The organism is Chryseobacterium sp. MMO-72 (assembly GCF_037146035.1).
In the GTDB taxonomy this organism is placed as follows: Bacteria; Bacteroidota; Bacteroidia; order Flavobacteriales; family Weeksellaceae; genus Chryseobacterium; species Chryseobacterium indicum.
In genome coordinates, this window is record NZ_JBBCWG010000001.1 from 499,989 (window position 1) to 522,524 (window position 22,536).

Sequence of the window (22,536 nt, forward strand, 5' to 3'; positions counted from 1 at the left end):
ATTAAAGACTGAATTCTGATTTGTATTTTTCAAGAGCATCTTTAAGGATTGCTGCGCTTCTTCTTAAATCTTCCTCTTTCAGAACGTAAGCAATTCTTACCTGCTTTTTCCCCAGTTCCGGATTGCTGTAGAATCCTCCTGCAGGAGCCACCATAATGGTTTCGTTGTTGTGGGAATAGCTTTCCAGAAGCCACTGCGCAAACTTTTCAGTATCGTCTACCGGAAGTTCCGCAACGCAGTAGAATGCGCCTTTCGGTTTCGGGCAGATTACTCCCGGAATGGCGTTCAGTAAATCGACAAGAACATTTCTTCTGTGGGTGTATTCTTCTCTTACCGCTCTGATGTAAGCTCCGTCATTCTGGTGAGCTGCCGTTGCCGCGATCTGTCCCAATAAAACAGGGCTTAATCTTGCCTGTGCAAAAAGCATAGCCGCATCATGGATTTTTTTAGAACGGGTAATCATACATCCGATTCTTACGCCACACATTGAATAGCGTTTTGATTCTGAATCGATAATGATGCAGTTTTCTGCCAGTTCAGGAAAAGCCAGCATAGAAACCTGCTGTTTTCCGTCGTAAACATACTCTCTGTATACTTCGTCTGAAATAACTACGATGTCATATTTTAAAGCAATCTCTGCTAATTTCTGAAGTTCTTCACGGGTGTAAAGATAACCGGTAGGATTTCCGGGGTTGCAGATAACGATGGCTCTTGTTTTTTCGGTGATTTTTTTCTCAAATTCTTCAACCGGAGGAAGTGCAAAACCAGTATCAATGGTAGAAGGAATCGCTACTACATTTACATTGAAAGTACTTGTAAATCCGTTATAATTGGCATAATAAGGTTCAGGAATAATTACTTCATCACCATCATCACACAAAGTAGAGATGGCGAAATTTAAAGCTTCTGATCCTCCGTTGGTTACAATGAAATTATCCGGTGTAAGATCTGTGAAATCCAAAGAATGATAATATTCTGTAAGTGCTTTTCTGTAGTCGATATTTCCTTCAGAAAGCGCGTATTCCAATACTTTTAAATCGATATTTTTTAAAGCATTAAGTGCCGTTTCCGGAGTTTCAATATCCGGTTGCCCGATATTAAGGTGATAAACTTTTGTCCCTTTCTGCTTCGCTTTTAGCGCAAAAGGAACCAATTTTCTTACCGGCGATGGCGGCATGTGGAGTGCTCTGTTTGAAATATTCGGCATTGTTCAAAAAATTTGTATGGCAAAAATAAGATATAATTTCGCAATAAAGAAATAAAGCTTATAAAGAAAGAATTTTAACGGGTTAAGTTGAATGTTTTGCTTTAAGGGTTCCTGTAAAATGAATATTTCCTTAATAATAGATACAGAAAGTGTTTTGTTAATAAATTATTTTACTTTTGCGCGGAACTTAAATAGATATATGAAGAAATTAAATTTACTTTTTCCTGTCGTTTTGTTTTCGGTTCAGTCTGTATTCGGACAGAGAATTGATAAAGAAACCATCAGTTTTCAGTTGCTGAAAGAGCCTGTTTTTACAACAGATCTTGCCAACAGAAATTACACCATCACGGTAAAATCTCCTTATAATATTACAAAAGATGATGTTTTAAGGATGTCTAAAGAAGAGTACCAGAATCAGGTAAATAATTATCAGACGAATGTAGAAACAGCAAAGATCGAACATCAGGAAAGGCTGAAAGATTATGAAGCAGAAGTGAAAAAGCTTCAGGAGAAATTCAAGCTTGAATCTGCCGAGTACAATAAATTATCTGCGGTTGAAAAAATAGCCGCTGTAAACGGAGCGCCAATTTTAAGGCTGCCTTCAAGACCTGTTCTCAATATTCCGCCGATGCCGGTGTACAGACAGCCCGATCTTAAAGATGCTCTCATTGTCGATAATAAAATTCTTGCTTCACAGATGGATGTAGCGGGTTTTTCTAAAGGCGGGAACTATCTTGATGTGCTTGTTGAAATGGAGAGAACCAATTTTCAGGACAATCAGGGAAAAACATTTGCCAATCAGCCGGTGCGAATTGTCGGAAAACAGAACGGAGTGGTGAAATTGGACAAAACCTATTTTTCAGACTTTGCCGAAATTGCAAGTGTACCTACAAACGAAATCAACCTCAATGTCCACGAAAAAAGATATCTGCAGAGAACAATGGACCGTACAAGAAATATCATCAACGACAATTTCGGATATCAGACCATCAATTCATCGGTAACTTTAGAAACGGTAAAAAATAAAGGGGATTACGATGATCTGGAAAAAGCGTATATCTATGTAACCACCAATCTTAAAAAGCTTCAGGCAAAATCCGATTACGCTCCCAATAAGGTAGCCATGGAAAATATGCAGAAGGGAATCGAAATGTGGAAAACAGCACTTGGAAAAGTAAATTACAATGATAAAAAAGCCCTTTACAATCAGAAAATAGGAGAGTACCTTTACTTCAATTTAATAAGGCTGAATCTTGCTTTGGGAAATTACACAGAAGCAGAAAAATATTTAAACGAACTTCAGGAACATTTGGTAGACATTAAGCTGTCTTATGATGCCAACCTCGAATTAAAAAGATTAGAAGAAAAAATTTATAATAACTAAAGAAAATAATATGATTAAACAGATTATTGCCTCTGTAATGATTACCGCTTCTGTATGCGCATTTGCTCAGGTAAAAGTGGTGGAGGGAACAAAATTTACTACGGACGACAATCTTGAAACCGACGAAAAGCTGGTTTTGGCAGACGATTACAATTCTTATATGTTCAGCGCAATTAATATCGACGGATTGATGAGAAACGTATTTCCGCATAAAAAACTGCTGATGAGAAAACTCGATCAGAACGGAAGCCTTGTAGATACTTACATTCAGGATTACGCGAATAAAACCAATGGTGTTCTTCACAATTATCTGGGTTCTCAGCAGATTGATGAAGACCGTTTTGTGGCATTTACGGAAGAATATTTCGGAAAAGAAAACAGAAAAGAGGTTTTTCAGCACGTCTTCAGCAAAAAATCGGGAACTTTTACCACAAAAAGTATTGCGAAATATACAATTGAATCTACGAACAAATCGGGAACGACCTACGTAGTTTTTTCTGAGAACGGAAAATATGCAGCCGTTTTCAACGACCGATATGCCACGAAAAAGACAGATAACATCAATGATGCTTTGGTGATTGATTTAAGAACATTAACGCCGCTTTGGAACAAAGAAATTTCTTTAAGCAGCGATTATGTGGAAAAATCTTTGACCTTGACCAACTCCGGAAAAATTGTACTGCTTCGTAAAGCAGCAGGCTGGAAAGAATCCTATAAAATAGAGATGGTTTCCAACACGGAAGATAAAGATCTGCCTTTTGACGATAAATATATTCCTGAAAAATTATATGCCATCAGCAAAAATGACAGCGATTATCTGGTAACCTTCGGAAGAAAAAATCAGGCAGTTACGATGGGCGGAAGTACCTTCGGAACAGTAATGTTCTACGACATCAAATCCGGAAAAGCCGTAATCAGCAATACCAATCTTGCGGGAGCGAAAGATATGAACGATGTGAAAGTGATTAAAACCATCGTAAAAGGGGATGAGGTTTTAATGGCGGTGCAGCAGGAAACAATTTCGAGACCGATGCCGACTGCAATGAACCGTTTTCCGGATCCTGAATATAAGCTTGATGTGGGCGTTTTAATGAAATTCAATAAAGAAGGAGAAGTAAAGCAGTTTGTACCGCTTGGAAGCAATCCTTCGGGAAGAAGAGTTCAGGTGATTGAATCCGGAGACAATCTGTATGTTTCTGCATTCTATCCGAAAGGAGCATTCGGAAATACAGGTTTCTCCATGAAATCTTTCGATTTTGGCACTCTGGCTCCGAAAGAACTTACACTCGATTATAAAGGGAGAAATTTCTTCCAGAATTATGGTTTCACAGACGGAAACTTAGTACAATTTGTTCCGGCAAACAATAAATTATTGTTTCTGAACAAAAACGGGAAAGACGTTCAGATGTTCAGCGTTTACAATTTTGTGAAATAATTTAATCAAAAAAATATTGAAAGAATCAGCCTTAAATTTTTAGGGCTGATTTTTTTTGACTTAAAAATAGTTTCAGTTTGAAGATGAGAAATCGTTGCAAAACCATAAAATTGAATATTCTCAAAACCCTTATTCTTCGTTAAGTGTAACGGCTTTGTGAACCTAGAAACATTTTATAATTAAAAAAAACTTTGTGAGCTTTGTGTTCAATTAAGCAATCGCCTTTCCAGAGCCACCGCCGAAAGGAGGAAGCCTTCGGGAACTGCCGAAACCATCTCGCCAAAAGGAGTAAACTTTCGGAACTCTCCGAGGGTATTCCGCCCAAGATTATATACTATCGGGAACTGCCGAAATCATCTCGCCAAAAGGAATATGATTTCGGAAACCTCCGAAGCTAAAACGCCGGAGTGAGCATATTTTAGGAACTTCTTTAAATTAATTTCGGAATTAACCGCAAAAGATGCAAAAGATAATGATAAAGCGAATTTCCGGAATAATCAAAGCGCTCAAAAGAATAAAAATCAAAAATTTTTAAAAACTATTATGATCTTTTTTATTTATAATCACCAGCTTTAAATAAACATTTAGTTTATCTTTTGAACCTTTTGCGGTTAAATAAAAAGTGTAAACTGATTTCATAATTAAAAATCCTTCGTGAGCTTTGTGTTCAATTAAGCATCAAGATTAAAACCTACGACTCAAAAAAAGTTAAGAAAACTTTCTCTTATTCTTTGTTAAGTGTAACGGCTTTGTGAACCTAGAAACATTTCATAATTAAAAAAACTTCGTGAGCTTTGAGTTCAATGAAGCATCAAGATTAAAACCTACGAATCAAAAAAGTTAAGAAAACTTTCCCTTATTCTTTGTTAAGTGTAACGGCTTTGTGAACCTAAAAACGTTTCATAATTAAAAAACCTTCTTCAGCTTTGTGTTCAATGAAGCATCAAGATTAAAACCTACGAATCAAAAAAGTTAAAACAAACTTTCCCTTATTCTTCGTTAAGTGTAACGGCTTTGTGAACCTAAAAACACTTAATCATTAAAAAACCTTTGTGAGCTTTGTGTTCAATTAAGCATCAAGATTAAAACCTACGAATCAAAAAAGTTGAAACAAACTTTCTCTTATTCTTCGTTAAGTGTAACGGCTTTGTGAACCTAAAAACACTTAATAATTAAAAAACCTTTGTGAGCTTTGTGTTCAATGAAGTATCAAGATTAAAACCTACGAATCAAAAACTTAAAAAAACTTTCCCTTATTCTTTGTTAAGTGTAACGGCTTTGTGAACCTAAAAAAGTTTAGTAATTAAAAAACCTTCGTGAGCTTTGTGTTCAATGAAGAATCATGATTAAAACCTACGAATCAAAAAAGTTAAAACAAAGTAATTCATTTAAAATCCTGTTCCACTAAAATTTTGTTAATTTGAAGAATTATTAAAACTGAAAAATATGCAGATTCCATCCGTTTCCGTTGACGACTATATTTCCCAGATTCCCGAAGAAAGACAGGAAATATTCAGAAAAATGTTTAATACAATTAATGATAATTTACCCGAAGGTTTTACGCAGGGCTCAAGCTACGGAATGATCGGTTGGGCAGTTCCTCTGGAAACGTATCCCGACGGTTATCACTGTACACCCGGATCGCCTTTGCCTTTCATCAGCATTGCCTCCCAGAAAAATTTCGTTGCGTTGTATCATATGGGAATGTATGCGAAACCCGAACTGCTGAACTGGTTTGTAGAAGAATTTCCGAAACATTCCAAAAAAAAGCTGGATATGGGGAAATCCTGCGTCCGCTTCAAAAAAATGGAAGATATTCCGATGGAATTACTGGCAGAAATGAGCAAAAAAATGACTGTTGAAGAATGGATTGATATTTATGAAACCAATTTTAAAAAGAAATAATTTTTTACTGAAAGTTTTTACGGCTTTTTTCCTTTTTATCGTGATTACAGCCTGTAAAAACTCGCAGGTTTCAGGTTTGAAAAACGGAGATTTACTTTTTGTAACGGCAAAAGAAACGGGACTTTCAGGGGCAATCAATAATGTCACCCAAAAGCAGAAAAATGCTTCCTTCGACCACATCGGTATTGTGGAAAAAAGTAAAGACGGAATTTTCGTGCTTCATGCCGCTCCAAAAGGCGGTTCGCAAAAGCAGGAAATGAATGATTTCCTGAAAGATCAGTCGGAAGAAGGACAGCGGATTATAATATACCGTTTGAAATCCGAATATCAAAAATCGATTCCTTCCGCGCTTGAAAAGGCAAATTCCATGTTAGGGAAACCATATAACTTCAATTATATTCTGGATGAAAACTCGTATTACTGTTCAGATTTTATAGAAAGAGCTTTTCGGGAAGATCATATTTTTAAGCTGGAACCAATGACCTTCATCGATCCGAAAACAGGAAAAACAAATGCTTTTTGGGAAGAATTCTATCAAAAGAAAAATCTGAAAGTTCCTGAAGGAGAGTTAGGATGTAATCCAAATGGTCTGGCTGCTTCCGAAAAGCTGGAAAGAATAATGGAACTAAATAAAAAATAAATTATATTCAGATTGAATAAGAACGGGCTAAGCTCGTTTTTTTTATGAAAAAAAATCAAATGATTTTAACCTAAAATTAAACATCACCGCAAAAATGTAATAAAATTAAAAAAAATATTACCCTACTAATTTGGTAGACTAATATTTTTTTCTATTTTTGTCATACAATTAACGCAGAGAAATAAGATGCAGATTCTGAAACTCAGTTTTCTCTGAAAGTCTAACCTTAAAATATTGAGTTATGATTACACCAAATCCGGGACTACAGGTTTTACCAACCCCATTAAATGTGCCAAAAAAAGAGTGGATACTGGAAATAGAGCTGAATGGTAAAATGAAATTTGAACATTTAATGAATACCATTTACCAACAGTTCGGGATTTGTCATAAGGTGTTATCTGCAAATGTTGAGTATGTGGACGGAAGAAGTTTCGGTACAGTTCAGTTATATATTAATGTAACTTCAGAAGATTTTAAGAAGTTAGAATTTTATCTTGAAAAAAATAGGCTTTTGAGTACTACTGTAGAATATATCTGCAGAAAGTACACTTAAGAGATTCATATAGTTTTAATTACGACAAACGACCGTTGCATTTTTGTGAACGGTCGTTTTTATTTTTCATTAAAATTAAGATTCTCTTAAATTTTTATAATTCTTTTTTACATCTTATTTTAGCCTGAGTTAGGGATAAGTCTTTTTAAACGCCATGTTAAACATAGAGATTCAATTATCAGGAATTCAGCTTTTAAGATATACAAAGGCGTAAAATTGATCAAAGTAATACCATTTTTGTGTTTTTTAAATAAAGGAAGTGCCTTTGTTTAGCTTACAAACTTTCAATAAGTAAAAAAAGACCACTCTAAAAAGTGGTCTCAATATTTTTAAAATAAAAATTAAATTCTTTCAATATCCGCTCCTATTGCTTTCAGTCTGCCGTCGATATTTTCATATCCTCTGTCGATCTGTTCAATATTGTGAATAATAGATTTTCCTTCCGCGGAAAGCGCAGCAATTAAAAGTGCATTTCCTGCTCTGATGTCAGGAGAAACCATCGTGGTTCCTCTCAGCGGAGTTTCCTGATTAAGCCCGATTACTGTTGCTCTGTGCGGATCGCAAAGGATAATCTGCGCACCCATATCAATCAACTTATCCACGAAAAATAATCTGGATTCAAACATTTTTTGGTGAACGAGAATGCTTCCTTTTGCCTGAGTTGCCACGACTAAAATAATCGATAATAAATCGGGCGTAAATCCTGGCCACGGAGCATCGGAAATCGTTAAAATAGATCCGTCGATAAATTTTTGAATTTTATAATTTTCCTGAGCCGGAATAAAAATATCGTCATTGCTCTGTTCAAGCTGAATCCCGAGCTTTCTGAACGTATTCGGAATAACACCAAGCTGGTTCCAGTTGACGTTTTTAATGGTGATTTCAGATTTCGTCATCGCAGCCAGACCAATCCAGGAACCGATTTCCACCATGTCCGGAAGCATTGTGTGTTCCGTTCCGTGAAGATGAGAAACGCCTTCAATAGTTAATAAATTGGAACCTATTCCTGAAATATTGGCTCCCATTCTGTTCAGCATTTTACAAAGCTGCTGAAGATAAGGTTCGCATGCAGCGTTATAAATTCTGGTTTTTCCTTTTGCCAAAGCGGCAGCCATTACAATATTTGCCGTTCCCGTAACGGAAGCTTCTTCAAGCAAAATAAATTTCCCTTTCAGTTCCTTTGCCTTTAAAGAGTAAAAATATTCCTCCTCATCATAATGAAATTCAGCACCAAGCTCTACAAGTCCCTGAAAATGGGTGTCTAATCTTCTTCTTCCGATTTTATCACCTCCCGGAGTCGGCATGTACGCTTCACCATATCTGGCTAACATAGGGCCCATCAACATAATCGAGCCTCTCAGTTTTGCGCCGTCTTTTTTAAACTCGCTGGATTTTATATAATCAAAATTTACTTTGTCTGCTTTAAAAGTATAATCTCCGTGTCCGTTTTTGGTAACCTTTACTCCAAAATCACCCAGAATCTCAATTAATCGATTAACGTCATGGATATCCGGAATATTTTTAATTCTAACTTCTTCATCAGTCAACAAAACAGCACAAAGAATCTGAAGAGCTTCGTTCTTAGCCCCCTGTGGAGTAATTTCGCCTTGCAGTCTTTTTCCTCCTCTTATTTGAAATGTTCCACTCATGTTTACTTTCTTTTATTATGATTGTTATTGTTGTTGTGTCTTCTTTTGTTGTTTTGGTTGTTTCGGTTGTTATTCCTGTTGTTATTGTTATTATTTCGGTTGTTATTGTTGGTGGTGTAGTAGATTTTGCTCTTTTCAAGAGAATCTATTCCGGTAAGATCCAGCCTGTTTTCCGAAAGTTCCTTCAGATGACGGAAAATAACATCATCTGTTACGTGTTCCTTATTATATACATTGTAGGACTTCTTCATATTATTGGCAATCACTTCGATTAGCGCTTCCTTTTCGTCGCCCTGTTCCAGTTCGATTGCTTTTTCTATTAACTGAAGAATACTTTTCCCGTAAAATTTAAAATCTCCCTGAAGTTTAGGATATTCCATCCTTTTTGGTTTTTCTTCAAGTTCTTCCTTTGTAGGGAAAGGATAGGGAGAATCTACATCCAGATCATGGTTGGCTAAAATGTAAAGATGATCCCAAAGTTTATGTTTATAATTTTCTTCGTCTCTCAATTGCGGGTTTCTCTGACCCATAAAATCAATGATTGCCATTGCCATTTCGCTTCGCTCTTCTTTTGTAGGAAGCTCTTTGCAACGTTCAACCAACTGTTGTATAATTCTGCCGTATTCAGGCAAATGAAGCTGAGTTCTTTGGGTATTGTATTCCATAGTATGCAAATATATGGAATAATGGAAAAATTGTACCGAAAATCTTAAAAGTTTATGATTTTTTAATGATTGGTCCTGTTAGCGATTTGATGGGATTTTTAAAGAAAAAATAAAATTATTTCACGTAGTTTAGAATTTTTTTAATAAAATTGTAATTTAGTTAATACTTTAATAATTAAAAATTTTTAACATGAAAAAAACACACATTTTACTTTCATTGCTGGCTTTAGGTATGGTAAGTTCTTGCCAGAACAATGATGAAACAATTAGCGAAAGCTCAAAACAGTTAGAAATTCATGATAAAATCGTGAATGTTACAAATCACGACGGGCGTCCTTTCAGTACGGGAGCCGGAACTTCTTCAACTTCAAAATTCGTAGCCGGACCGGGCGGAAGTGTTCTTATGCAGGGATTTTACTGGGATGTTCCCGACGGCGGAAACTGGTGGAATACTGTAAAGGCAAAAGTAACCGACTGGTCCAATGCCGGAATTGGCGCAATCTGGCTTCCTCCGGCTTCAAAAGCACAGAACGGAGCTTATTCTATGGGATATGATCCTACAGATTATTACGACTTCGGAAACTTTAACCAGAACGGAAGTGTAGAAACACGTTTCGGATCCAGAGCAGAACTGGAAGCATTAATTACGCAGGCTCACACTGAAAATATGCAGGTGTATGCTGATATTGTCATCAATCATAACAGCGGTGGTCAGTCGGAGGCGAATCCTTACACGGGAACCAATACATGGACCAATTTTTCGGGGGTGGCATCAGGAAAGTTTACAAGAAATTACAACGATTTTTACAAGAATGCCTATGGTAATAATGATGAGGGCGCTTTCGGCGGTTTTCCTGATCTTTGCCATGCCAATCCCTATGTGCAAAGCTGGCTTTGGGAAAGAGATGATTCTGTTGGTAAGTATTATAAAAACGTTATGAAGTTTGACGGATGGAGGTTCGATTATGTAAAAGGTTTCGGACCATGGGTGGTGAATAAGTGGAATGCGAATGTGGGAGGATTTTCTGTGGGAGAATTATGGGATTCTAACGTAAACACGCTGGAATGGTGGGCGAATAATGCCAACAGTTCCGTTTTCGATTTTGCAGCCTATTATAAAATGGATGAAGCGTTTGATAATAATAATTTAAATGCTTTGAATGATGATATGATGTGGAAAAGAAACCCTTTCAAAGCGGTGACTTTCGTGGCAAATCATGATACGGATATCATTTACAATAAAATGTTGGCTTATGCGTATATTTTAACTCATGAAGGGTATCCTACCATTTTTTACAGAGATTATGAAGAATGGCTAAACAAGGAGAGATTAAACAATCTGATCTGGATTCACAATAATAAAGCTACCGGAACAACTTCTATTTTATATACGGATAACGACGAGTATATTGCAAGAAGAAACGGCTACAACGGAAATCCGGGATTGGTAGTCTATATCAACAATTCTTCAACGTGGCAGGAAAGATGGATTCAGACGAACTGGGCAAGTCAGCAGATTAAAGATTTTACCGGAAGTTCAGGCTGGTATCCTACAACTCAGGGCGATAAATGGGTGAAAATTCAATGCGCTCCGAAATCTTATTCTGTATGGTCTTTAAACCAATAATAGAATCAAGGTTTTAAAATGAAAAAGACTGTTTCGTAATTGAAACAGTCTTTATTTATTTATTTATTTATTTACAGCTTTTATCATTTAAAGATCAATCAGACTTCTATAAATTTTTTTCTTTCATCAGGAGTCGGCAGATAACATTTCTGATTTGCCAGTTTCATTCTGTTTCTTGATACAGCATCATAAATTTGATCGCTTAAAAATCCGGGAATGATTTTTCCGATGGCTGAAAATTTGTAGATCCCGCCTAAAAGATGGGCAATTTGCAGAACGGCTTTGGATTTTTCAAGATAATAATGATTCGGCTTCCACAAATAAAGCGTATTGAAAACTTCCGTATTCAGTTTTCTTTCGGTTAAGAACTGTTGTCCGAAATCCGACTGTAACGAAGCAAAAAGAAACCTGTCTTTCTTATCTCTTTTAAGAATCCACTGAACCCAGAAATTGCAGACTCCGCAATCACCGTCAAAAAATACAATATGTTTCCCCATCCATTTTTCCTCCATGATTTTTGATTTTTAAAGAGCCATTTTTCTTTCAGTTTCAGCTTTTTCTTTTTTGAAATAATCTACCAGTATTTTTCGCTGCTCATCCGTAAGTTTTGCATCCTGATGTCCGATATAATACGATTCCAGAGGCATTTCTTTTTTTTCGATCATTTCAATACATTCATCAAGCTTATGAGCCTGCTGTTTGGGAAGGTACGTGGCAAACGTAGAGAAATTGAGTTCTTTTCTCCCTTCGTCGATATGATGCTTCAGAATCCATGAAGCAGGGGCAATGTTAGAATACCACGGATATTTTGATTCATTAGAATGGCAGTCGTAGCATGAATTGGTAATCAGTTGAGCCACTTCCGGCTGTACATTTTTAATCTTTAAAAAATCCATTCCGGGAGTAGGAGCAGGATTTGTTTTGTCGATCGGAAAAAACTGTATAATGATAAAAGCGACAAGAACGATGACCAATATTTTTTTCATTGCTAAAATTTTATGTTTTCTGAATAGATAAAGATAGTCAAATTTTTGAGATGTAAGAAGTTTAAAATGCAGTACACGTTGCCTTGTCTTTAATGTTTCTAAATATCTGTATATGAGATTGAATATTATTCAAATTCAGATAAAAAATGCTTACCTTAAATGAATTATTACTGATCCATTTATTTAAAGAATTGCAAAACAGTAATTTAAAACCGATTATTGTTTTTAGCTATCGTAAAAATAATTTCAATAGATTGTATTTATTTTATAACAGTTGTATGTTTGTATTGTTCAATATTTAAAAAATTGTTAATCAACATAAAAATTTAAACGATATGGAAAATACTTCAGGAGACATCAGCAAATGCCCTTTTCACAACGGAACGATGAAAAAAGAAAATGTTGCAGGAGGCGGTACTAAAAATACAGATTGGTGGCCCGATCAGCTAAGAGTAGATATTCTTCGTCAGCATTCTGTGCTTTCCAACCCTATGGATAAAGATTTCAATTATGCTGAAGCTTTTAAAAGCCTCGATCTGGAAGAAGTAAAAAAAGATCTTCATGCTTTAATGACGGACTCTCAGGATTGGTGGCCGGCAGATTTCGGACATTACGGACCCTTGTTCATCCGTATGGCTTGGCACAGTGCGGGAACGTATCGTGTGGGTGACGGACGAGGCGGAGCAGGAGCGGGACAGCAGCGTTTTGCGCCATTAAACAGCTGGCCGGATAACGTAAGTCTGGATAAAGCGAGAAGACTTCTTTGGCCTATTAAACAAAAATATGGTAAGAAAATTTCGTGGGCAGATTTAATGATCCTTACCGGAAATATTGCTTTGGAATCGATGGGATTCAAAACGTTCGGATTTGCCGGAGGTCGTGAAGATGTTTGGGAACCTGATCAGGATGTATATTGGGGAACAGAGAAAACATGGTTGGGCGGAGATCTTCGCTATGCACACGGCTCAGACGGGGTGGTAGAAAACAGAGGAGTTCTTCCTACTGATGATAATGCGGACGGAGATATTCACACAAGAAATTTAGAAAAACCTTTGGCTGCGGTACAGATGGGACTTATTTATGTAAATCCTGAAGGTCCGGACGGAAATCCTGATCCTATTGCAGCAGCAAAAGATATTCGTGATACGTTTGGAAGAATGGCAATGAACGATGAAGAAACCGTTGCTTTAATTGCGGGCGGTCACACATTTGGTAAAACACACGGAGCAGGACCTGCAGATCATGTGGGAGAAGAGCCCGAAGCAGCAGGAATTGAAGCGCAGGGATTTGGATGGAACAGCACCTATAAATCAGGAAAAGGACCGGACGCCATTTCTAGCGGACTGGAAGTAACATGGACGGAAACTCCGACGGAATGGAGTAATTATTTCTTTAAAAATCTTTTTGAAAACGAATGGGAACTTACAAAAAGTCCGGCAGGAGCTCATCAGTGGGTTGCCAAGAACGGAGAAGAAATTATTCCCGATGCTTTTTATCCCGATAAAAAACACAGACCAACAATGCTTACAACGGATCTTTCGTTGAGGTTTGATCCTGTTTATGAGAAAATTTCAAGAAGATTTTATGAAAATCCGGATGCTTTTGCAGACGCATTTGCAAGAGCATGGTACAAACTGACCCACAGAGATATGGGACCTAAAGCCCGTTATTTAGGACCGGATGTTCCCGCAGAAGAATTAATATGGCAGGATCCGATTCCGGAGGTTGATCACGTATTAATCAATAATTCAGACGTTGAAGCTTTAAAATCAAAGATTTTAGATTCAGGTTTAAGTGTTTCAGAATTGGTTTCTACAGCCTGGGCATCGGCTTCCACATTCAGAGGGAGTGATAAAAGAGGAGGAGCAAACGGGGCGAGAATTCGTTTAGCTCCACAAAAAGACTGGGAAGTAAATAATCCGGCACAGCTTCAGAAAGTTTTAAGTAATCTTGAAAATATTCAGAAAGAGTTTAACGAAAATCAGACAGGTGGTAAAAAAGTTTCTTTAGCAGATCTTATTGTTCTTGCAGGAAGTGCTGCTGTTGAAAAAGCTGCAAAAGACGGTGGCTATCAGATCATCGTTCCTTTTGCGCCGGGAAGAATGGATGCTTCACAGGAACAGACCGATGTAGAATCTATGGGATATCTTGAGCCTGCAGCAGATGGATTCAGAAACTATCTAAAGAAAAAATTCTCGGTATCTACAGAATCTTTATTGATTGATAAAGCACAGTTGTTAACACTTACAGCTCCTGAACTTACTGTATTAATCGGAGGAATGAGATCTCTTAATGCGAATTTCGACGCTTCTTCCCACGGTATTTTTACGCAGAATCCGGGAGTGCTTTCCAATGATTTCTTTGTTAATTTACTGGATATGAGTACTCAGTGGAAATCTGCTTCAGATGATAATGAATTGTATGAAGGGACAGACCGAAAAACCGGAGAGAAAAAATGGACAGCCACGAGAGCGGATCTTGTTTTCGGATCGAATTCCGAACTGAGAGCTATTGCAGAAGTATATGCAAGTTCGGATGCCAAAGAAAAGTTTGTGAATGATTTTGTTTCAGCTTGGGTAAAAGTAATGAATCTTGATCGGTTTGATCTGATTTAGTATAATTAAAATATTTAACATAATAATTGAAAAGGCAACGGTTTTTGTTGTCTTTTTTTTGTTTTTATTTAATTTTAACAACTAAAAATTAGGATTTGTTTAAATAAAATATATTTTTGCTAAAAAAACAAATCTAAACATGATAAAAAAATTATTTCCTGCCTTATTATTGGTAGGCTCTTTTAGTTACGCTCAGATAGGAATCAATAATGAAAATCCCAGTGCAACATTAGACATTACAGGTAATCCGGCAGATCCGGCAAAATTTGATGGCATTATAGCACCGCGAATTACAGGAACACAACTAAGAGCAAAAAACTATACCACCTCACAAAACGGAGCCGTTGTTTTTGTTACTCAGGAAGATACTTCTCCTGCAGGACAGACGGTAGATGTTACAGCTTCCGGGTATTATTATTTTGACGGAAGTTCCGGGAAATGGATAAAGCTATTGTCGGCGGCAGCAACTCAAAAAATAAAGTCAATGTCTTCAGGAACTGTTGCAGCAGATGATTATACTGTTTTAGTAGGAGGAAATATTACTTTACCTTCTGCAACCTCTACAAACAGAGGAAAAGTTTACCAGCTGATTAATGATACTTCCGGAAATGTAACGATAACAGGAACATTCAGGATTAATGGCGGAAATTTTTCAAATTACGGCTTAAATAACAGCGATTTGGGTAGAGGAATTGTCGTTCAGAGTACGGGATCGGCTTGGGTGATTATTTCGAGATATTAAGGAAGAAAAATTGGACAAATAAAAAACCGTTAATTATTTATAATTAACGGTTTTTTGTAGACCCACAGGGATTCGAACCCCAGATGACTGAACCAAAATCAGTAGTGTTACCGCTACACCATGGGTCTGTATTTGTATGACGCGAAATTATATAAATTATTTTAAAAATAAAAATGATATTGAAAGAAAAAGTGCTTAGTTATCGATTATTAATTGATTTACAAAGATTTATTTTTTAACTTTTTTATTCAAAATAAGCAGCATACGGTATTTTAGCTGAACTGAAGTAATACACACATCCCACATTACGATTTCTTGAACTGTCTACAGTACTGTTATTAACGGAATATCAAATTAAATAAAAAGCGTATCTTTGCAAAAAATTGGGCTCCAAAAGTTGGAGAAACCCATTAATAATCTTAATTATTAAACATTTTTATGTCGAATATTGTCGCAATCGTTGGGCGTCCCAACGTAGGAAAATCCACGCTTTTTAATCGTTTACTGGAAAGGAGAGAGGCCATCGTAGACTCTACAGCCGGTGTTACCAGAGACCGTCACTACGGAAAATCCGACTGGAACGGAGTAGATTTCACGGTAATCGATACCGGAGGATATGATGTAAACAATGATGATGTCTTTCAGGGAGAAATTTCAAAGCAGGTTCAGCTGGCGATTGATGAGGCAACTTCTATCATTTTCATGTTAAATGTGGAAGAAGGTCTTACAGATACGGATTTCGAGATCCACGAGATGTTAAGAAGATCAAACAAGCCGGTTTATATCGTAATCAATAAAGTAGATTCTTCCAAAGAAGAATTGGCTGCTACAGAATTTTATCAGTTGGGAATTGAAAAATATTATACTTTGTCTTCCGCAACAGGTTCAGGAACAGGAGATTTACTGGACGATGTGGTAAAGGATTTCCCGACTACCGACTACAAAGATCCTTTCGAAGGTTTACCGAAAATTACCATTGCAGGTCGTCCGAACGTAGGAAAATCTACGATGACGAACGCTTTGCTGGATACGGAAAGAAATATCGTAACAGATGTTGCCGGAACAACAAGAGACAGTATCCAGACGCTTTACAATAAATTCGGACACGAGTTTGTATTGGTAGATACAGCCGGAATGAGAAGAAAATCCAAAGTAAGCGAAGATTTGGAATTCTATTCCGTAATGCGTTCTATCCGTTCCATCGAGTATTCTGATGTGGTAATTATCATGGTGGATGCTACTCAGGGATGGGAATCTCAGGATATGAACATTTTTGGTCTGGCTCAGAAAAACAGAAAAGGAATTGTGATTCTTGTTAATAAATGGGATTTGATTGAAGGTAAGGAGACGAATACCATGCGTGATTTCGAAAAGCAGATTAAAGATAAGATCGGGCAGTTTCAGGATATTCCTATTTTATTCGTTTCTGCATTAACGAAGCAGAGAATCCTGAAAGCGGTAGATATGGCAATGCAGGTGTATGAAGACCGTAAGAAAAAGATCAAAACTTCAAAACTTAATGAAGTAATGCTTCCAATTTTTGAACAGACTCCGCCTCCTGCAAACAAAGGAAAATACATTAAAATCAAATACTGTGTACAGCTTCCGACGCCGTCGCCACAATTTGTATTCTTCTGTAACTTGCCGCAATACGTAAAAGAACCATATAAAAGATTTACTGAAAACCAGCTGAGAAAAGAATTCGGGTTTACCGGAGTTCCTATCGAAGTGTATTTCAGACAAAAATAAATTATAATCCCTTTCAGATTTTTCTGAGAGGGATTTTATTCTTCATTAAATATATATATTTTAGATAAAAGCTTTTCAAAATAATGAACACAATCGTTTTATCAGAACAATTTTCTTTAGTTAATTCATGGATCAATGAGCTTCGAAATGTTGAAATCCAGCACGACCGTATGAGATTCCGCAGAAATATGGAAAGAATCGGCGAAATTGCTGCTTTCGAGATCAGCAAAACACTGGAGCAAAAAGAAATTGAAATTCAGACACCTCTGGATACGATTAAAGTAAAGGAAATTGCTGTTCAGCCGGTTATTACGACCATTTTGAGAGCCGGAGTTCCTTTGTTTGAAGGAATTTTGAATTATCTTGATAAAGCAGACTGTGGATTTGTTGCCGCCTACAGAAAACACGACGCCAACGATTATTTTTCTATTAAGCAGGACTATTTAACGTGTCCGAATATCGAAGGCAGACCTTTAATTGTTGCCGATCCGATGTTGGCAACCGGAGCTTCTCTTATCGAAGCCATCAAAGATTTATTAACAAACGGAAAGCCTACAGAACTTCATATTGTTGCAGCAATTGCTTCAAGACAGGGAGTAGAAACCATAGAAAAAGCGTATCCCGATGCTAAAATCTGGGTAGGAGCTATTGATGAAAACCTTACCTCAAAAGGCTACATCACTCCTGGATTGGGAGATGCAGGAGACTTAAGCTATGGCGAAAAACTACAGCGATAAATTTCTGATCATTTTTTTTCGGAATCATTTTTACATCTGAATTTCTTTTATTTTTACGGAAACTAAAAAAGCCGAAGGAAAAAATATTTTTTTTCGTCTAATAAAAAAAGTGACCGTAATGAAAACCGGAATATGAATTTCGAGTTTATCTTCCGTCAGCATCAGAAGATGGTGTATAATCTTGCTTTGCAGTATACCCAGAATACCGAAGATGCGGAAGAAATAACTCAGGACGTTTTTGTAAAAATATCACAAAAAATGGATGGCTTTAAAAACGAGTCATCCTTAAAAACATGGATTTACCGCATTGCGATTAACACCTCTTTAGATTTTCTTAAACATAAAAATTCCAGGAAAAGATTCTTTTTCGGTCTTTTCAGAGATTCGGATGCTGAAAACAGACAGAATGAACCGGTAGATTTCAATCATCCCGGTGTGGTTCTTGAGCAGAAAGAAGAAGTGATGAAAATTTTCAGTTTCATAAATAATCTTCCCAATGATCAGAAAACGGTGGTTATTTTAATGAAAATTGAAGGCAATTCTCAGCAGGAAACCGCTGAAATTATGAACCTCAGTCAGAAAGCAGTAGAGTCTCTTTTTCAGCGCGCCAAAAAAAATCTTATCCAAAAACTAAATCAACAGAAGGAATATGAAAAATAAATCGTCTAAGTATGTAATGGAAGATCAGTTGCAGATATTAGAAAAAATTCAGAGCGTGGAGGCTCCTTCAGAATTGTACGGAAAGATTCTCAGTAAAATTGAGAATCAGAAGAAAGATATTGTTTCCCCAAAATGGATTTTCGCAGCGGCTGCAGTTATAATTATTCTGATCAGTTTTAACGTAAAAGTTATTCAAAACACAAAAGATAATTCAAAATCAGATTTTGATACCTTATTTATGATGAAATCACAAAATACTTTTTCGTATGACTAAAAACAGGTTTTACATTTTTATCATCATCGGTCTGCTGATTTCCAATCTTTTATTGGTTGTCTTCATGCTCACGCGAAAACCTCCGCATCATTCAGGTCCGCGAGATCTTATTATAGAAAAGCTGCATTTTGATGAAAAACAGATACAGCAATATGACGGGCTTATTCAGCAGCACAGAATGCAGATCCGGCAAAAAGAACACGAAATGATGGATGCGAAAACGCAGTATTATTCATTATTAAAAAATAAAGATCAGAAAAACGGAGATTCTTTGGTACAGCAGATCGGAAAGATAAGTATGGAAACTGAAAAGATCAACTTTGAACATTTTCAGGACATCAGAAAAATTTGCCGTCCCGACCAGTTGCAGGATTTCGATCATCTTATTGATGAATTTGAATCTCTTTTTGCTCCCGGACCGAAACCTCCACACGAGCGATGAAAAAAAATTATTTCGTTTTTATTTTCCTGGCTTCGGTGAATTTTCTCTTTTCGCAGAACACCTTTACCGGAATACAGTTCAGTCCGGTTTGGGCTTCTGAAAAGCTGGAAATAGAAAAAAAATATACATTAAAAGATGATGTTGTTTCCATATCTAAATTAAAATTTTACGTTTCGGATATCAATCTTAAAAAATCAGGAAAAACAGTTTATAAAACACCGGAAAAATCTTATTTAATTGATTCTGAAAACAGATTGAAAATAGATTTTGATAAAAATATCACAGATGATTTTGACGAAATACAATTCAGTATCGGAATAGACAGTCTTACCAATGTTTCCGGAGCAATGGGAGGCGATCTTGATCCCGTGAACGGAATGTACTGGTCTTGGCAAAGCGGATACATCAATTTTAAAGTAGAAGGAAATTCAGAAAAATCCGGCGCTGTTCATAAAGATTTTCAGTTTCATGTCGGAGGATATTTAAAACCTTTTGAAACATTGCAGACAGTTATTTTGCCCTTGAAAAGAAACCAAAATATAATTTTTGTAGATGTTTCACGGTTTTTATCGGAAATTGATCTTAAAAAAACACATTCCGTCATGTCACCCGGAGAAAAAGCAACGGCTCTTGCCCATGTATTTCAGAAAATATTTTACACAGAATCTAAATAATTTTTCAGATAAAAGCATGATCATGAAAGATAAAGGTGAATCTCATCCGGTCATAAAAGGAATGCTGAAATACATTCCTGTTTTTTTATTTCTGGTTCCCTTATTGGCTTTTACCTTTAAAGATCTTTATCCTCTTTACATCCCCGAATATTTTCCGAAACCCGTTTACGATTTTAAAAAAGAACCGTTAACCAGAGAAAAAGTGGAGTTGGGAAGAGTCTTATTTTATGATCCCATTTTATCAAAAGACGGAACAATTTCCTGTGCTTCCTGCCACACTTCATACAACGCTTTCGCACATAACGATCACGCCTTAAGTCACGGAATCGGAGATTCTATAGGAAAAAGAAATGCTCCTGCGCTGTTTAATCTGGCGTGGCAGAAAGATTTTATGTGGGATGGTGCAGTTAATCACATTGAAGTTCAGGCTTTAGCCCCGATAAGTGACAAAAAAGAAATGGGAGAATCGATAGAAAATGTCGTTAAAAAACTTCAGGCTAAAAAATTGTACAGAACCCTCTTTTATAAAGCTTTTTCAGACAGCACCATTACAGGACAACATTTGCTGAAGGCTCTTGCTCAGTTTCAGCTTACCTTAATTTCTGCAGGCTCAAAATACGATCAGGTAAAAAAAGGGAAAGATAGTTTCACAGAGCAGGAACAGAAAGGCTATGATATTTTTAAACGGAACTGCAATTCCTGTCATCAGGAACCACTTTTTTCATCCTACCAATTTGCAAATAATGGTTTACCGATAGATTCATATTTGAAAGATGTTGGAAGAATGGGAGTTACACAGCAAAAGAAAGACAGTATGATGTTTAAAATCCCTTCTTTAAGAAATTTAAGTTATTCCTATCCATATATGCATGATGGAAGATTCACAAGATTGAGTCAGATAGTTAACCATTACACCAACGGAATACAGCAGAATTCAAAAGTTTCAAAAGAGCTCAGAAACAAAATCATCCTTTCAGATAATGAAAAAGTTGATCTCATCGCATTTCTGCTTACACTTAACGATAGAGAATTTGTAAAGAATCAGGATTTTCAGTTTCCGAAAGAAATTTTACTGCCATCCGAAGGAAAGTAAAATAAATGTCGTCTAAGAAATTAATAAGACTTTAATATTTTAAAGGGAAAACCTCAAAATATCGGCATGAGAAAAAAAATTACATACTTATTTTTATCTTTATTGGGAGCTTTGGCTGATGCTCAGGGTCCCGCAGTAACTTCGTGGCTGCAGAATACAACGGCAACGGGAACTTACTACCCGAACGGAAACTCTACTCCGCAGGGGAACAGCATTCTGGTAAATTGTCAGGCGGTACAATATTCAGCAAGCAATGTTTACATTTCCACGAAAGGAATTCCGGCTTATCCTACAGGTCCTTTTCAGGATGGAAATCCTAATCAGGCAGGAAATCAGAATGCCATATTTAAATTTCCTTTGGCTCCGGTTCAGAATACAGGAACTCCAACGGCGACTGCACTTGGAAATATTGCTGTTTTTATCAATGGGGTCGCAGGTTTCGATCCTAAAGACGGGGTCTCATGGAAATCTTCCACAAACGCTTGGGCAGGAGGTCCAATCGGAGGAACCGGCGACGGAGTCTGGCAGCGTGATGCAATTGTTTATGAAAAGCTTGGCTTCGATTGTTCCAAAGGTCATCCTGCCGGTACAAATTATCATCATCATCAGAATCCTTCAGCTTTTAAATATGATCTGAATGTGATTTCTACGGTATGTAATCCTTATGATGCGAACGGATTATACACAATTAATACTTCACAGCATTCTCCGCTTATAGGTTTTGCGTATGACGGATTTCCGATCTACGGAGCTTATGCCTACAAAAATGCAGACGGAACAGGAGGAATTACCCGAATGAAATCCGGTTATCAGCTGAGAAATATTACAACAAGAAATACGATTAACGGAGTTTCAGTTACAGCGGGACCTCCCGTAAACTCAACATATCCTTTAGGGTCATGCATTCAGGATTATGAGTGGATTGCTCATACAGGACAGGACGATTATCTCGATGAACACAACGGAAGATTCTGTAAAACTCCAGAATATCCCAACGGAACGTATTGCTATTTTGCAACGGTGGATGCCAATCACAATTCAGCTTATCCTTATTTGATAGGACCAACCTACTACGGTGTTTATGCAAACAGAAAAGTGACCTCGGTAACGGAAACCACTACAACCTACACTTCAAATCTTGCGGTATCTGAAGCTGAATTTAAAAATATCAGTACGGTTTTATATCCCAATCCGGTAATCGATTTACTGCTGATTCAGGTGGACCATTTACTAAAATATGATCTGGATATTGATTTGTATGATATGTCCGGAAAGCTGCTTATGAAAACCCAGATGATCAAAGGAAGCACAATTGCTTATTTCGATACCCAGACTTTATACAGCGGAAACTATATGGTTAAAATTTCCAATGGTAAAAATACAATCTCAAAGAAAGTAGTTGTAAAACATTAAAAAATCTTCACAAAAAAATACCTCACAGATATTTAATCCAAAATATCTTGGTAAAAACTTTTAAACTAAACATTCTAAAAACCTCT

Annotated in this window: 21 protein-coding genes and 1 tRNA gene; 16 read left to right on the forward strand and 6 right to left on the reverse strand. The window is 36.7% G+C overall.

The window, feature by feature from the left end; genetic code table 11:
• Position 1 precedes the first annotated feature (1 nt).
• Positions 2 to 1,207, reverse strand: coding sequence for a pyridoxal phosphate-dependent aminotransferase (locus tag WFH39_RS02295; RefSeq protein WP_076390929.1), 1,206 nt, complete (start codon positions 1,205 to 1,207; stop codon positions 2 to 4).
• A 199-nt stretch (positions 1,208 to 1,406) separates the two neighbouring features.
• On the opposite strand from WFH39_RS02295, the gene WFH39_RS02300 reads away from it, so the two are divergent.
• The 5 genes from WFH39_RS02300 (at position 1,407) to WFH39_RS02320 (ending at position 7,124) form a co-directional block, all read left to right on the forward strand.
• On the forward strand, positions 1,407 to 2,591 hold the full coding sequence (locus WFH39_RS02300) for a hypothetical protein (protein WP_214590771.1): 1,185 nt from the start codon (positions 1,407 to 1,409) through the stop codon (positions 2,589 to 2,591).
• Positions 2,592 to 2,601: 10 nt separating this feature from the next.
• The gene (locus WFH39_RS02305; RefSeq protein WP_235129728.1) at positions 2,602 to 4,026 is read left to right on the forward strand and encodes a hypothetical protein; all 1,425 of its coding nucleotides are present in this window, start codon (positions 2,602 to 2,604) and stop codon (positions 4,024 to 4,026) included.
• A 1,446-nt stretch (positions 4,027 to 5,472) separates the two neighbouring features.
• Positions 5,473 to 5,931: a DUF1801 domain-containing protein gene (locus WFH39_RS02310; protein WP_235129730.1), complete on the forward strand. Its 459-nt coding sequence runs from the start codon at positions 5,473 to 5,475 to the stop codon at positions 5,929 to 5,931.
• Complete coding sequence (locus WFH39_RS02315; RefSeq protein ID WP_336688640.1) at positions 5,906 to 6,571, forward strand: YiiX/YebB-like N1pC/P60 family cysteine hydrolase; 666 nt, start codon at positions 5,906 to 5,908, stop codon at positions 6,569 to 6,571. Before WFH39_RS02310 ends, WFH39_RS02315 begins: the two co-directional genes overlap by 26 nt.
• A gap of 241 nt (positions 6,572 to 6,812) precedes the next feature.
• Positions 6,813 to 7,124, forward strand: coding sequence for an NIL domain-containing protein (locus tag WFH39_RS02320; protein ID WP_235129732.1), 312 nt, complete (start codon positions 6,813 to 6,815; stop codon positions 7,122 to 7,124).
• A gap of 341 nt (positions 7,125 to 7,465) precedes the next feature.
• Here WFH39_RS02320 and murA read toward each other — a convergent pair whose 3' ends face one another.
• Together murA and WFH39_RS02330 are read right to left on the reverse strand one after the other, a co-directional pair.
• Entirely contained in the window at positions 7,466 to 8,773 is a 1,308-nt protein-coding gene (murA, locus tag WFH39_RS02325) for a UDP-N-acetylglucosamine 1-carboxyvinyltransferase (protein ID WP_214590764.1), read from the reverse strand.
• 2 nt (positions 8,774 to 8,775) lie between these two features.
• The gene (locus WFH39_RS02330) at positions 8,776 to 9,438 is read right to left on the reverse strand and encodes a DUF4290 domain-containing protein (protein WP_214590763.1); all 663 of its coding nucleotides are present in this window, start codon (positions 9,436 to 9,438) and stop codon (positions 8,776 to 8,778) included.
• 190 nt (positions 9,439 to 9,628) lie between these two features.
• Here WFH39_RS02330 and WFH39_RS02335 point away from each other — a divergent pair, with 190 nt between their 5' ends.
• Positions 9,629 to 11,065, forward strand: coding sequence for an alpha-amylase (locus tag WFH39_RS02335; protein WP_214590762.1), 1,437 nt, complete (start codon positions 9,629 to 9,631; stop codon positions 11,063 to 11,065).
• A gap of 98 nt (positions 11,066 to 11,163) precedes the next feature.
• On the opposite strand, the gene WFH39_RS02340 is transcribed toward WFH39_RS02335, so the two are convergent.
• Complete coding sequence (locus tag WFH39_RS02340) at positions 11,164 to 11,577, reverse strand: thiol-disulfide oxidoreductase DCC family protein (protein ID WP_336688641.1); 414 nt, start codon at positions 11,575 to 11,577, stop codon at positions 11,164 to 11,166.
• 12 nt (positions 11,578 to 11,589) lie between these two features.
• Positions 11,590 to 12,051, reverse strand: a complete 462-nt coding sequence (locus WFH39_RS02345; protein ID WP_214590760.1) for a heme-binding domain-containing protein — start codon at positions 12,049 to 12,051, stop codon at positions 11,590 to 11,592.
• Positions 12,052 to 12,386: 335 nt separating this feature from the next.
• Here WFH39_RS02345 and katG point away from each other — a divergent pair, with 335 nt between their 5' ends.
• Positions 12,387 to 14,666: a catalase/peroxidase HPI gene (gene katG, locus WFH39_RS02350; protein ID WP_336688642.1), complete on the forward strand. Its 2,280-nt coding sequence runs from the start codon at positions 12,387 to 12,389 to the stop codon at positions 14,664 to 14,666.
• A gap of 139 nt (positions 14,667 to 14,805) precedes the next feature.
• Positions 14,806 to 15,408 carry a hypothetical protein gene (locus WFH39_RS02355; protein ID WP_336688643.1) on the forward strand — a complete coding sequence of 201 codons (603 nt, stop codon included), beginning with the start codon at positions 14,806 to 14,808 and terminating at the stop codon, positions 15,406 to 15,408.
• Between the two features lie 57 nt (positions 15,409 to 15,465).
• Here the strand turns inward: WFH39_RS02355 and WFH39_RS02360 are convergent.
• Positions 15,466 to 15,536: transfer RNA gene (locus WFH39_RS02360), tRNA-Gln, on the reverse strand.
• Between the two features lie 310 nt (positions 15,537 to 15,846).
• On the opposite strand from WFH39_RS02360, the gene der reads away from it, so the two are divergent.
• From der to WFH39_RS02400, 8 genes are all read left to right on the forward strand, one after another.
• Entirely contained in the window at positions 15,847 to 17,157 is a 1,311-nt protein-coding gene (gene der, locus WFH39_RS02365) for a ribosome biogenesis GTPase Der (RefSeq protein ID WP_336688644.1), read from the forward strand.
• An 83-nt stretch (positions 17,158 to 17,240) separates the two neighbouring features.
• Positions 17,241 to 17,894 (forward strand): uracil phosphoribosyltransferase, encoded by a 654-nt coding sequence (upp, locus tag WFH39_RS02370; protein ID WP_271162126.1) that lies wholly within the window; start codon positions 17,241 to 17,243, stop codon positions 17,892 to 17,894.
• A 132-nt stretch (positions 17,895 to 18,026) separates the two neighbouring features.
• Complete coding sequence (locus tag WFH39_RS02375; protein ID WP_214590756.1) at positions 18,027 to 18,554, forward strand: RNA polymerase sigma factor; 528 nt, start codon at positions 18,027 to 18,029, stop codon at positions 18,552 to 18,554.
• On the forward strand, positions 18,544 to 18,828 hold the full coding sequence (locus tag WFH39_RS02380; protein ID WP_336688645.1) for a hypothetical protein: 285 nt from the start codon (positions 18,544 to 18,546) through the stop codon (positions 18,826 to 18,828). The genes WFH39_RS02375 and WFH39_RS02380 overlap by 11 nt, the downstream gene beginning before the upstream one ends.
• Positions 18,821 to 19,270 carry a Spy/CpxP family protein refolding chaperone gene (locus WFH39_RS02385; protein WP_336688646.1) on the forward strand — a complete coding sequence of 150 codons (450 nt, stop codon included), beginning with the start codon at positions 18,821 to 18,823 and terminating at the stop codon, positions 19,268 to 19,270. The genes WFH39_RS02380 and WFH39_RS02385 overlap by 8 nt, the downstream gene beginning before the upstream one ends.
• Positions 19,267 to 19,944 carry an MbnP family protein gene (locus WFH39_RS02390; RefSeq protein ID WP_336688647.1) on the forward strand — a complete coding sequence of 226 codons (678 nt, stop codon included), beginning with the start codon at positions 19,267 to 19,269 and terminating at the stop codon, positions 19,942 to 19,944. The genes WFH39_RS02385 and WFH39_RS02390 overlap by 4 nt, the downstream gene beginning before the upstream one ends.
• Positions 19,945 to 19,966: 22 nt before the next feature.
• A complete protein-coding gene (locus WFH39_RS02395; protein ID WP_336688648.1) occupies positions 19,967 to 21,037 on the forward strand; it encodes a cytochrome-c peroxidase in 1,071 nt (356 codons plus the stop codon).
• 66 nt (positions 21,038 to 21,103) lie between these two features.
• On the forward strand, positions 21,104 to 22,450 hold the full coding sequence (locus WFH39_RS02400; RefSeq protein WP_336688649.1) for a YHYH protein: 1,347 nt from the start codon (positions 21,104 to 21,106) through the stop codon (positions 22,448 to 22,450).
• Positions 22,451 to 22,536: the final 86 nt, after the last annotated feature.